We start from the raw sequence: 11,816 nt of genomic DNA, 5'->3' as shown, positions 1-11,816 counted from the left end.
AGGAGCATCAGGACTACCTGATCAAGTACCCGAACGGCTACACCTGCCACTTCCCCCGCGCGGGATGGGTGCTGCCGAAGCGCGAGCAGAGCGCGGCGGTCTGACCGCGGTCAGCCTTCGGAGAGGAACGCCAGCGCGGCTTCCTTGAAGGCACGGGATCCCGGAGCGTTGAAATGATTGCGGTCCGGGATCTCGAAGAACCGCCCCTGCGGGGCCGCAGCAGACAGCGCGCGTGAACCCTCGATGATCCCGTCCTTCGAACCCGTCGCGAACAGGATGGGCGCCGCAGGGGCGTTCGACGGATCCGGGTCGATCGTCCGCGACGAACGCAGCCCCTCGGCCAGCGCCACGAGCGCGCCGAGGTCGTTGCCCGGCACGCGCTCGGTCAGCGTGATGTAGTTCTGGGTCGTCGGATCCGAGACGGGCGTGCCGTCGGCCAGGTACCTCCGCACCTGTTCGAGATCGAGCCGGGCGAGAGGGATGCCGTCGGGCACCCCGCCGAGCACCGCGCGTCCGATGCGGTGCGGGAGGTCGCGCACCACCTCCCACCCGACCCGCGCGCCGAGCGAATAGCCGACGTAGAAGGCCTCGTCGACGAGGTAGGTGTCCATGACCGTCTCGACATCGGTCGCCAGGGTGCGGATGCCGTAGGCGTCCGGCTGATGCGGCTTCTCGCTGAGGCCGTGACCGCGTTGATCGAGCGCGAGCACCCGGTACCCGGCCTTCGTCAGTTCGCGCACCCATCCGGTGAGCACCCAGGTGTCGCGTGCGCTCGAGGCGAAGCCGTGCACGATCACCACGACCGGTGCGTCGATGTCGCCCCAGGTGTACGTCGCGAGCCGGGTGCCGTCGGACGCGTGCACCTGCTGCGGAACGGGCATGCCGGTCAGGTCGGAGAGAGGAACAGCCACGGCATCCATTGTCCACCCACGCCGCAGCCCCCGCGCCCCACAGACCGGGGGCCGACACGCCAGATGTCGAACGGATCCGCAGAAGCGGTACGTCATCTGGCGTGTCGGCCCCCGGAGTGGTGGCGGATGCGGCTCAGAAGCGAGCGCGCAGCGCCTCACCCAGACCTGCGTCGACGTTCGTCCAGTACTGGAAGAAGCGCTCGCGGATCGCATCGATCGTGATGCTGCGGCCCTGACCGGTCAGGGTGTCGAGGAAACGGGCGCGCGCCTCGTCGTCGAACACCTCGCGGTACAGGGTTCCGGCCTGACCGAAGTCGTCGTCATCGGCGCGCAGGGTCGCCGCGGCGCGGATCAGCTCGCCGTCCGACTCCCAACTCGCCTCGACGCCGGCCGCGGGGTCGGCCGTCGGTCCACCGGCGGGGCCGTACGAGTTCGGCGTGTAGACGCGGTGCTCGGCCGGGTTGAAGTGGTACTGCATGTTGCCCTGGTGCATGTAGTTGCGCACCTCGGCCGCATGCGGCTGGTTCACGGGCAGCTGGTTGTAGTTCGTGCCGACGCGGTGACGCTGGGCGTCGGGGTACGCGAAGACGCGGGCCATCAGCATCTTGTCGGGCGAGATGCCCGTGCCGGGAACCTGGTTGCCGGGCGAGAAGGCGGCCTGCTCGATCTCGGCGAAGAAGTTCTGCGGGTTGCGGTCGAGCGTGAACGTGCCGACCTTGATGCGCGGGTAGTCCTTCTTCGACCACGTCTTGGTGAGGTCGAACGGGTTGAACCGGTAGGTCTTGCCCTCTTCGTACGACATGATCTGCACGTAGACGTCCCACGAGGGGGCCTCACCGCGCGCGATGGCGTCGAACAGGTCGCGGCGGTAGTAGTCGGCATCCGAGCCCGCGAGCTTCTCGGCCTCGTCGGCGTCCATGCGCTCCACACCCTGCTTCGACAGGAAGTGGTACTGCACCCAGAAGCGCTCGCCGGCGGCGTTGACCCACTGGTACGTGTGCGAGCCGTAGCCGTTCATGTGGCGCCAGCTGCGCGGCAGACCGCGGTCTCCCATGAGGTACGTGACCTGGTGGGCCGACTCGGGGGAGAGGGTCCAGAAGTCCCACTGCATGTCGGAATCGCGCAGCCCGGAGTCGCCCAGACGCTTCTGCGAGTGGATGAAGTCGGGGAACTTCATCGCGTCGCGGATGAAGAAGGTGGGGGTGTTGTTGCCGACGATGTCGAGGTTGCCGTCGGTCGTGTAGAAGCGCAGCGAGAAGCCGCGCACGTCGCGCCAGGTGTCGGGAGAGCCCTGCTCGCCGGCGACCGACGAGAAGCGCAGCAGCGTCTCGCTGACGGCGCCCGGCTGGAAGGCCGCGGCCCGCGTGTACGCCGAGACGTCCTCGGTCACGGTGAAGGTTCCGAACGCTCCGCCGCCCTTGGCGTGCGGGTTGCGCTCCGGCACGCGCTCGCGGTTGAACGAGGCCAGCTTCTCGACGAGGTAACGGTCGTGCAGGACCGTGGGGCCGTCGGCGCCGACGGTGAGCGAGTGGGCGTCGCTGGCGACGGGAGTGCCCGTCTGCGTCGTGGTCGCGGGTGTGGTCGATGGGTCGGTCATGTTCTTCTCCTTCTGCGCGCAGGCACGCCGATCATCCCGGGGGTCCGGAATTCGCGGCGGATGCTACTGAGCGGCGTTCTGGCAACTGGGGCAGAGGCCCCAGAAGGTCACTTCGGCTGTCTGGACGGTGAATCCCCCCGCCGAAGACGGGGTGAGGCACGGCGCTTCGCCGACCACGCAGTCCACATCATCGATCGCACCGCACTGGGTGCACACGATGTGGTGGTGGTTGTCGTTGATGCGCCGCTCATAGAGCGATGCGGATCCTGCCGGTTCGATCCGGCGGAGCAGCCCCGCCGTCGTCAGGTCCGCGAGGATGTTGTGCACCGACTGGATCGACGTGGTCGGAAGCACTGCGGACACGGCGCGGTAGACCCGCTCCGCATCCGTATGGGGCATGGATTCCATCGCCTCCAGCACCGCCACGCGGCCCGCGGTGGCCCGCAGTCCCGCATCGCGAAGCGCGGAGTCGAAGTCGGTATCCATGCCTCCAGAGTACCCGTCTTTTGAGTTGTTCAAAAGATCGGCGTGTCGGCCGTGGAGGTTGCATCGGGCGAAGACCTCCGTAGCGTGGGGGCATGGAGACGACACGGAAGACCCCTGCGGCCGTGATCCTCGCGACGGCGGCGATGCTGCTCGTCGGATGCACAGGCGGAAGCGCGGATGCCGGCGGAGAGGGCAGCGGATCACCGTCGCCCTCCGCCTCGGCGACTCCGTCGCCGTCGGCCACTCCGACCTCGAATCCGAGCGCGAGTGCCGAGGAGGCCCAGCTCCCGATACCGCCGGACGAGATCGCCGACTGGGCGAAGGACGCCGTGCCGGGAGCCGAGGACGACGCCTATGCCAGCGGATTCTCGGGGTGGATGAGCGCGAGCACCTCAGCGCACCACCGGACCGACCTCCGGTCCATCGAACCAGGCTCGTACCAGGGACAGCTGGCGTGCCGCGGTGACGGCACCATCACCCTCACCGCGGGCGGGCTGACCGACGAGCCGGAGGTCGACGGGGCGAGCGCTCCGATCAGCTGCGCGAACTCGACCATCGCCTTCGACGTCGTGACGACCGACACCGGCATGCGGATCCACCTCGACCACGACGGGGCGCCCACGATCTACGCGGTGTCACTGCTCCGCATGGGCTGAGGCGCGGGGCCGCTCGGGCGAAAGGCTCAGGATTCGGAGGGTGCCAGCGGAAGCTCGAGCCCGTAGTTCCAGGACAGAATCGCGGGCTGCTCGCGATAGAAGCTGAGCACCGACACCGATCCGGCGTCGAGCGAGATCTGTGCCCCGAAGCGGGGCGCCAGCCGCAGGTACACCGCGGTGAGGATGCGCAGGAAGTGCCCGTGCGCGACGAGCGCGACATCGCCCTCCGCCAGCACGGGCAGCACGCGGGTGATCACGCGTGACGCGCGGGCTGCGACCTCCTCGACGGTCTCGCCGGGCGTCTCCCCGCGGATGACCCCGTGCGTGAACGCGCTCCAGTCGTACCCGAGCTCGGCGCGGATGTCCGTGGTCGTGCGACCCTCGTACCCGCCGTAGTCCCATTCGACGAGCAGCGGATCGACCTCGGCGTGCAGGCCCGCGAGCTCGGCCGTGCGCCGGGCACGCTCGAGCGGCGAGCACAGCACGAGCGAGAAGTCGTAGTCCTCGACCAGCCGACCGGCACCGCGGGCGAGGTCTTCACCGCGCGTCGTGAGCGGAATGTCCGTGAGCCCCGTGTGCCGGCCTTCTCGCGACCACTCGGTCTCGCCGTGCCTCAGCAGCACGAGCTTCCCCTGCGGGTTGTCGGGCGCAGGACGGTCGGGCAGGGGGTCGTGTTCGGGGAGCGCAGGCACACCGCAACCGTATCCCTGCGGGCTTTCGAATCGCGCACCTTGCAGAAATCGGGCCACCGAAGTTGCAAAGTGCGCGATTCGAAGCAGGAGGAGGAGGTCGTCAGGGCCGGGTGATCGTGAACCCGCCGCGGCGCACGCGCACCTTGCCGCCGCCGACGGCCTGGCCACGCTGCGAACCGTCTGCCTCGTAGGCCCGGCCGGAGCCGGGGGCGAGCGCAGCGACCCGCTGATCCCGTCGAGTCCCGTTCGCGTAGAGCACTGCGGAACCGGATGCCGTGGCATAGACGGCCGTGGACACCGCGCGCTGGATCACGAGAGCATCGAGCCGCACGTCGCCGGTGCTCGTGCACCGCACGGTCACGGGCTCGGCGGGCAGGTCGCCGCCGAGCAGCTGGGGCACCAGCATCCCGTCGGCCTCGGTGAGTCCGCGATCGCCGGCACCACCCGCAGGGGTCCGGGTGCTCCACAGACGCGTGCGACCGCGGAACACCTCCCACACGGCCTCTCCGGCATCCGCCGCCTGCCGCCAGACGAGGCCGTGAAGGATGCCGTCGACCTCGGTCACGTCGAACTCGACGGATTCGCCGGCGGGAACGCGCACGTACGCGCCGCCCGAGAGGTTGCCCTCGCCGGTCCAGGCGCCGCCCTCGGGGCGCACAACAGTGCAGCCCGGCGACAGCCTCGCGCTCTCGGCATCGATCACCCGCAGCCCCGAGAACGACGACAGCCCGGCGATCGACGTCGCGATGCGCGCGATGTCACGGTTCGCGTCCAGCAGCAGCATCGTCAGCAGACCGTGGATCGTCGACTCGGCACCGGAGTTGCGGTTCACGCGACCATCGGTCTCGACGCCGTCGAACGTCACCCCGGTCGCGGGGTCGTAGACCGGGATGCCGGCGGTGTTCGCACCGAAGAACCACCCGGCGGCGAGCCCTGCGAGCACACGCAGACCTTCGCCGCCCACCGCAGCCGCGGCCACGGCAGCAGCCACGCGCCCGTGTGCGCCGTACGCGATCTGCGCCTCCGCGGGCAGGGGCGCCCAGGCGTTGTGCGGTCCGCCCGAAGCGAGCACCTGCGGGGTGAAGGTCCCGGCATCCGCCACGGCCGCCGCGGTCCAGTCGCGACGACGCAGCAGTGCACCGGCGCGAGCCAGCGCCTCGGGCGCCGCTGCACCCCAGGCATGCCAGAATCCGAGCGAGCCGGTCCACGGCAGCACGGCCCCGAAGGGCCAGCCCTGCGCGGGATCGGTGGCCATCGCCGCCACGCCTTCGCCGTACGTCTGCAGGGCCTGTCGGCTTCGGGAGTCTCCGGCTTCGGTCGCGGCGGCGAGTCCGAGCATGGCCTCGGCCGTGGCATCCGCTCCGCCGGCGATCAGCCACGCGGGGAGGTCGCGTCCGTCGCTGCGCACCCACTGTCCGGCGCGCGACAGCGACTCGCGGCCGAGCGCGTCGAGGGCCAGGTGCAGCCGGGCCAACAGGAACGCCGCGAAGTCGGGGTGCTCTCGCCGGAAGGCCGCGTACCCCTCGCCGAATGCCCACACCGTGCGTGCGAGCCAGTACGACTCGGCGGAGTCCGACGGGTCGGGCAGTTCGACCGGGATCGCGCTGGGGTTCAGCGTGCCGTCCTCTTGCTGCCACAGCACCACGCGGCCGGCGTCGGGTCCGCTGATCGTCTGCAGGAACGCGAGTGAGCGCAGCACGTCGCGCGCTTCATCGCGCACCTGCGTGTCGCCGGTCGCCCGCCAGGCGCGCAGGAACACGACAGCGGCCCGGGCGATGTCATCCGCGTTGTACGCACCCTGCGTCCAGTGCCCTGTCGCCGCGTCTCGCGTGCCTCCGCCCACCGGGCGGAACCCGCCGGCGCCGTCGGTGTCGGCGTAGGTCCACGGGGCGAGCACGCGCGGCGACGTCTCGATCCCGAACGTCGTGTGAGCCGCCGAGGCCGCCACGGGCACCTCGGCGAGCAGGAAGCGCAGGTGTGCGAGGTTCGTCAGCCGGGCGCCGGAACCGCCACCCGCCTGCACAGACCCGAGAGGCAGGCCGACGGCGGATGCCGAGGCGTGCGCCCCGCCCGCGTCGAGGGGGAGCAGCGCGAGCGCGGAGGTCGCGGCGGCGGCGGTCAGGAACGTGCGGCGCGAGAGGGGCATGTCATCACTCCTCGCTGGCGTCCCGCAGCGCCCGGCCCCACGGCTGGGCGGGGTCGTGGATCGCGACGGCGAGAGTCGTGTCGGACTGTCCGTAGTAGGCGAACCACTTGCCGTGGAACTTCACGAGGCCCTCCACGAACGTGACGTTCGACACGAGCCCGTGCATGTCCTCGAAGGTCTGCGGGCGCAGCCACGGCTCCTGCAGCCGCGCGAGCACCTTCGTGGGCTCGTCGGGGTCGATCGCGATCTGGCCGCAGCGGTAGTCGACGTCGACCGAGCCGTCGTCGTTGACCGTGCGGGTGGCCCCGTTCGTGAGCATCACGAGCAGACCGTTGTCGGTCACGACCGGTGAGGTGCCGATCTCGACCAGTGCCTCGTCCCAGGTTCCCGGCGTCGGCGAGTACATCGGGTCGGTGTCGGCCGTGCCGGGCGTCCAGTGGATGAGGTCGTCGCTGGTGGCCCAGTAGATGCCGCCCTCGCCGAAGTACATCCACCACTTGCCGTGCATCTTCTGCGGCACGATGACTCCGGCCTTCGACCAGTTGAAGCCGCGGGGGTCCATGGTCTTGAACGTGTCGAAGTCGTCGAACAGCGGGCCGTGCTTGGTCCAGGTGCGCAGGTCGGTCGAGGTCGCGAGGCACAACTGCGCGCTGCGCCGATCCCAGCCGGTGTAGGTGAGGTAGTACGTGCCGTCGATCAGCGCGATGCGCGGATCCTCGCACCCGAATCGCTCGTAGTCCTCCGAGGGGGACAGGATCGGTGCGTCCTCGCGTGTGAAGTTCACGCCGTCGCTCGAGCGGGCGATGCCGATGTGCGACACGATGTCGTCGGCGTGCGCCCGGTAGAGCAGCACGACCTCGTCGCCGTCGACGAGAGCCGCGGGGTTGTAGAGGTTCGCCGACTCCCAGCTGTCGCCCTTGGGGCGCAGGATCGGGTTGCCCTCGTAGGGGGTGAACGGGCCGAGGGGGAAGGATGCTCCGGTGAACATGGGGTCCTTTCTGGGGGACTGGGGTGGGGGCGGATCAGCCCTTGACGGCCGCACCGAGGTCGGTGGCCCGGAAGAAGCGCTGGAAGACGATGAAGAGGATCACGACGGGGAAGGCCAGAGCGGTCGCTCCGGCGAGGATCGCGCCGTTCGGGTTCGCCGTGGACTGCGCCACGTTCGAGATGTAGTTCGCGAGCGACACGGCGAGTGGCTGCAACGACGCGTCCTTCGTGATGAGGAAGGGCCAGAGGAACTCGTTCCACGGGCCGATGAAGGTCACGAGCACGACCGTCACGAGCACGGGCTTGATCAGCGGGATCGCGACCGAGGTCAGCAGACGGATCTCGCCGGCGCCGTCGATGCGCGCGGCCTCGAAGATCTCGACGGGCAGCGCCTTGAAGAACTGCACGAAGATGAACACCGCCGTCGTGTTGATGAGGAACGGCAGGATCATGCCCAGGTACGAGTCGCCGAGCCCGTAGTTGCGGGTGATCTGCACGTACAGCGGGATCATCAGCAGCTGGAAGGGCACCATCTGCACGAGCAGCATGAGCACCCAGATGACACCGCGACCCCGGAAGTCGAGTCGCGCGATCGCGTAGCCGGCAAGCAGTCCGAACACGACGGTTCCCAGCAGCACCCCCGCCGTGAAGATCAGCGAGTTGAGCAGCGAGCCGACCAGGTCGATGCGCGAGTCGATCGCGAGGAAGTTGTCGACAGTCCACCCGCTCGTCGGGAAGAGCTCGTTCGGGGAGTTCGTCGGGTTCTCCTGGAAGGCGCCGACCAGCATGAAGTAGAACGGGAAGGCGAATCCGATGGCCGCGATCGTGAGCAGGATGAGGCTCAGGATGCGGGGGAGTGAACGCGTGCGTCTCATGGTCATCGCTCCCTGGTGGCGCGGTTGGCGGCGAGCGACAGCATCCCCACGAGGACCACGAGGATCATGCCGATCGCGGCCGCGGTGTCGGGGTTCTGCTGCTGGATGCCCAGCTGATAGATGAGCAGCACCGGGGTCGAGGAGGCGCCGTCGGGGCCGCCGCCGTTCGTGAGCAGGTACGGCTCGGTGAAGAGGTTCGCTCCGGTGATGATCGACAGGATCAGCACGAGAGTGGTCGCGCTGCGCACTCCCGGGACCGTGACGTTCCAGAAGCGCGAGAAGGCGCCGGCACCGTCGGTCTCCGCCGATTCGTACAGCTCTTTCGGCACGTTCTGCAGGGCCGCGAGATAGAGCAGGATGTAGAAGCCCAGCTGCTTCCACGTGACGTAGAGCGCGATCATCGGCATCGCGAGGCCGCTGTTCACCAGCCACGAGGGGTCAGGGGCGAGCGGCCCGAGGATCGTGTTGATCAGGCCGTTGCCCGAGAAGAGCAGCATCCACACGCCGACCAGCGAGACGCTGGCCGTCAGATACGGCACGTAGAACGCGACGCGATAGGCGGAGACCCAGCGGATGCCGGTGTTCAGCGCCGCCGCGAGCACGAGCGAGAGCACGGCGGTGAGCGGCACGTTGATGACGAGGAAGATCAGGGTGTTGCGGAACGAGCCGAGCACCCGCGGGTCGGTGAGCACGGTGACGAAGTTGTCGAAGCCCACGAACGGGCGGTCGACCTCGACGTTGGGGGCCGTGAAGAAGTAGTCGTGGAACGCGATGTAGACCGCGAACCCCAGCGGGAACGCGAAGATCGCCAGCACGAACACCAGATAGGGCAGAGCGAACAGGCCGCCGATCGGCTGCGCGCCCAGGATGCGGGTGCGCAGCCGGCCCCTCTGTGACCGGGGTGGCGGCGTGGCCGGGGCGGTCGTGCCCCCGGCCACATCCGCGACCGCGTCGTCTCGGAGCGTCACGACGTCACTCGGCGACGAGGTCGTCGATCTTCGTGGCGGCGGTCGTCAGGAAGTCGTCGATCGACTCCTTGCCGAAGATCACGGCCGCGGAGTACTCGTCGCGGAACGCCTGCCACGCCTCGACCGAGTTGGGGATGCTGGGCACATCGGCCGTGGCCTCGGCCTGCTCGGCGAACGCGACGTAGTTCGGGTTCGCGTCGAAGTAGTCGGCGTAGGTCTGGGTGAGGTCGGTGCGCATCGGCATCTGTCCCGTGGCCTCGAGCAGCTGACCGTCGCTGTCGACACTCGTCGAGAACTTCAGGAACTCCCATGCGGTGCCCTGGTTCTCGCACGCGGTGAACATCGAGACGCTCTTCGAGTCGGCGAACGTCGTCGGGTTCTCGCGGCCGTCGCTCGTGGGTACGGGCATGAAGCCGACGTCGACGGTATCGGCGTACGAGGGGATCGCCCACGGGCCGGCGAGCTGCATCGCGGTGGTGCCCGCCGACATCGCATCGTCGGTCGAGGCCTCGTTCGGCGAGAGCTTCTCGTCGTAGAAGGTCTTCCAGAACTCGGCGACCGTGCGGCCGGCATCCGAGTCGATCGTGGCCGTGCCGTCTTCGACGAGCATGGTGCCGTCGGTCTCGGCGAGGTAGAGCGGGTAGAAGTCGAACCACGGCTGGTAGAACTCGCTCGTGGGCGCCGGCCAGATCGCGCTCTGCACGCCCGAGCCGACGATCGCGCGCGAGCCGTCGAGGAACGCGTCGTAGGTGTTCATCTGCGGGTCTTCGGGGTCGATGCCCGCGGCCTGGAACAGCGCCTTGTTGTACATGACCATGACCGGGTTCGACTTCCACGGCAGCTGGTAGAAGCTGCCGTCGGTCGCATACGAGTCGACCTCGCCACCGCGCTCGGTGATGTAGTCGCTGCCGCCCTCCATGGTGCTGAGGTCGACGAGACCGCCCTGCTTGACCCAGCCCGAGACCGCGGCCGGGGCCACGTTGTAGACGAGGCAGGGCGCGGTGCCGGCGGTGATCGCGGCGGTGATCGCCTCTTCGGATGACGAGCCGGCCGGGATCTCCTGCGCGTTGACCTTCTCGTCGGGGTGCTCGGCGTTCCAGGCGTCGACGACCGCGGTGCCCCAGGCGACCTCCTGCTCGTTGTTCGAGAGCCAGATGTCGATGGGGCCGGTGCCGTCGGCCGAGGCGTCGCCGCCTCCGCCGCCGGACGAGCATCCGGTGGCGACGAGCGCGACGGCTCCCAGCAGCGCTGCTGCGCGGATCTTCTTGTTCATGGTGTCCTCCTTGACGCGATGGTTCGGGTGATCGTCTAGCGGGCGATGCTCTCGGTCGTGCCCGTGCTCTCCCGGAAGTGCACGACGTTGCAGTCCACGACCTCGGTGCGCGGCTCCGCGCCGAGCAGGTCGGCCTGGAGCAGGCGGGCGGCTGCGCGCCCTCGCGCGGCCGGGCCCGACGAGACGCTCGTGAGTGCGGGGGAGAGGTGGGCGGAGAGGTGGTCGTCGTCGAATCCGGCGATCGCCAGGTCATGGGGGATGCGCAGACCGTTCGACCTCGCGAACGACAGCCCGGCGATGGCCATGGTGTCGTTGGAGTAGAGGACGGCCGTCGGACGATCGGGCAGGGCGAGCAGCTCGGCGGTGCGCTCGCGACCGCTCGCAGCGGTGAAATCGCCTTCGCGCAGCAGGGCGTCTCCGCCCACGGCGTCGATGTATGCGTCGGCCCGCACCCGTGAGTGCACGTAGTCGAGCGGACCCGAGACGTGCGCGATGCGCTCGTGACCCTCGGCGCGCAGGTGGGCGATGAGCTCGCGCACGGGCGTCGCGTCGTCGGTGCGCACGCACGAGAACCGCGTCGGCTGCTCATAGGCCCCGACGAGCACAGAGGGGAGGCCGAGCTCTTCGAGCAGCGGTACTCGCCAGTCGTCGGTGCGCAGGTCGAGCAGCAGGGCGCCGTCGGCACGGCCGTGCACGAGCGAGCGGTAGGCGCGCTCCTCGGCGGCGCGGTCGGGGACGACCTGCAGGATCAGCGCCGTCTCTGTCTCGGCGAGCACCGATTCGACGCCCGCGATGAACGCGGGGAAGAACGAATCGTTCGCGATGACCTCGGGGTCGCGAGCCAGCACCACGGCGATCGCATTGGCCTTCTGCGTGGCCAGGGCACGGGCGCTCTGACTCGGCACCCAGTTCAGCTTCTCGGCCGCGGCCATGACCTTCGCACGCGTGTCGTCGGAGATGGGGCGCTTGCCGCTCAGGGCGTGCGAGACCGTGGCCTTGGTGACGCCGGCTTCGCGCGCGACATCGGCGATCGTCGTGCGGCTCATGCCACCTCCTCGTGGACTGTCGGGTCGATCGAGCATCCGTGCGGGCAGCAAGTTAACCGGTTTGACGAACGCGCGTGATGCGAGTGTAAACCGGTTTGATGGTGTTCGTCAACGGCCCCACTGGGCTTTCGAATCGCGCACTTTGCAGAAATCGGACCCCGCCGGTTGCAAAGTGCGCG

Annotated in this window: 11 protein-coding genes and 1 pseudogene; 2 read left to right on the top strand and 10 right to left on the bottom strand. The window is 69.1% G+C overall.

The annotated features are described in order from the left end of the window. Nucleotides 1–104, top strand: a pseudogene (locus tag RWO82_RS08690) (peptide-methionine (S)-S-oxide reductase); the annotation flags it as partial. Nucleotides 105–110: 6 nt separating this feature from the next. Here the strand turns inward: RWO82_RS08690 and RWO82_RS08685 are convergent. From RWO82_RS08685 to RWO82_RS08675, 3 genes are all read right to left on the bottom strand, one after another. Continuing rightward, nucleotides 111–920, bottom strand: a complete 810-nt coding sequence (locus tag RWO82_RS08685; protein ID WP_399540739.1) for an alpha/beta fold hydrolase — start codon at nucleotides 918–920, stop codon at nucleotides 111–113. Nucleotides 921–1,044: 124 nt separating this feature from the next. Beyond that, nucleotides 1,045–2,508, bottom strand: a complete 1,464-nt coding sequence (locus RWO82_RS08680; protein WP_314425742.1) for a catalase — start codon at nucleotides 2,506–2,508, stop codon at nucleotides 1,045–1,047. 63 nt (nucleotides 2,509–2,571) lie between these two features. Beyond that, nucleotides 2,572–2,994 carry a Fur family transcriptional regulator gene (locus RWO82_RS08675; protein WP_314425740.1) on the bottom strand — a complete coding sequence of 141 codons (423 nt, stop codon included), beginning with the start codon at nucleotides 2,992–2,994 and terminating at the stop codon, nucleotides 2,572–2,574. Between the two features lie 92 nt (nucleotides 2,995–3,086). On the opposite strand from RWO82_RS08675, the gene RWO82_RS08670 reads away from it, so the two are divergent. Continuing rightward, entirely contained in the window at nucleotides 3,087–3,650 is a 564-nt protein-coding gene (locus tag RWO82_RS08670) for a hypothetical protein (RefSeq protein ID WP_314425738.1), read from the top strand. A 26-nt stretch (nucleotides 3,651–3,676) separates the two neighbouring features. Here the strand turns inward: RWO82_RS08670 and RWO82_RS08665 are convergent, their stop codons facing one another. The 7 genes from RWO82_RS08665 to RWO82_RS08635 form a co-directional block, all read right to left on the bottom strand. After that, the gene (locus RWO82_RS08665) at nucleotides 3,677–4,342 is read right to left on the bottom strand and encodes a histidine phosphatase family protein (protein ID WP_314425736.1); all 666 of its coding nucleotides are present in this window, start codon (nucleotides 4,340–4,342) and stop codon (nucleotides 3,677–3,679) included. Nucleotides 4,343–4,442: 100 nt separating this feature from the next. Next, the gene (locus tag RWO82_RS08660; RefSeq protein ID WP_314425735.1) at nucleotides 4,443–6,488 is read right to left on the bottom strand and encodes a hypothetical protein; all 2,046 of its coding nucleotides are present in this window, start codon (nucleotides 6,486–6,488) and stop codon (nucleotides 4,443–4,445) included. 4 nt (nucleotides 6,489–6,492) lie between these two features. Next, the gene (locus RWO82_RS08655; protein WP_314425732.1) at nucleotides 6,493–7,476 is read right to left on the bottom strand and encodes a glycoside hydrolase family 130 protein; all 984 of its coding nucleotides are present in this window, start codon (nucleotides 7,474–7,476) and stop codon (nucleotides 6,493–6,495) included. A 34-nt stretch (nucleotides 7,477–7,510) separates the two neighbouring features. Next, nucleotides 7,511–8,350: a carbohydrate ABC transporter permease gene (locus tag RWO82_RS08650; RefSeq protein WP_314425730.1), complete on the bottom strand. Its 840-nt coding sequence runs from the start codon at nucleotides 8,348–8,350 to the stop codon at nucleotides 7,511–7,513. Between the two features lie 2 nt (nucleotides 8,351–8,352). Beyond that, the gene (locus tag RWO82_RS08645) at nucleotides 8,353–9,231 is read right to left on the bottom strand and encodes a sugar ABC transporter permease (RefSeq protein WP_314425747.1); all 879 of its coding nucleotides are present in this window, start codon (nucleotides 9,229–9,231) and stop codon (nucleotides 8,353–8,355) included. Nucleotides 9,232–9,322: 91 nt separating this feature from the next. Next, nucleotides 9,323–10,591, bottom strand: coding sequence for an extracellular solute-binding protein (locus tag RWO82_RS08640; protein ID WP_314425728.1), 1,269 nt, complete (start codon nucleotides 10,589–10,591; stop codon nucleotides 9,323–9,325). A gap of 35 nt (nucleotides 10,592–10,626) precedes the next feature. Beyond that, nucleotides 10,627–11,637 carry a LacI family DNA-binding transcriptional regulator gene (locus RWO82_RS08635; RefSeq protein ID WP_314425726.1) on the bottom strand — a complete coding sequence of 337 codons (1,011 nt, stop codon included), beginning with the start codon at nucleotides 11,635–11,637 and terminating at the stop codon, nucleotides 10,627–10,629. Between the last annotated feature and the right edge of the window lie 179 nt (nucleotides 11,638–11,816).

This window comes from uncultured Microbacterium sp. (assembly GCF_963521645.1).
In the GTDB taxonomy this organism is placed as follows: domain Bacteria; phylum Actinomycetota; class Actinomycetes; order Actinomycetales; family Microbacteriaceae; genus Microbacterium.
The sequence above is the reverse complement of the archived record's forward strand: the minus strand, read 5'-3'. Positions and strand labels throughout refer to the sequence as shown.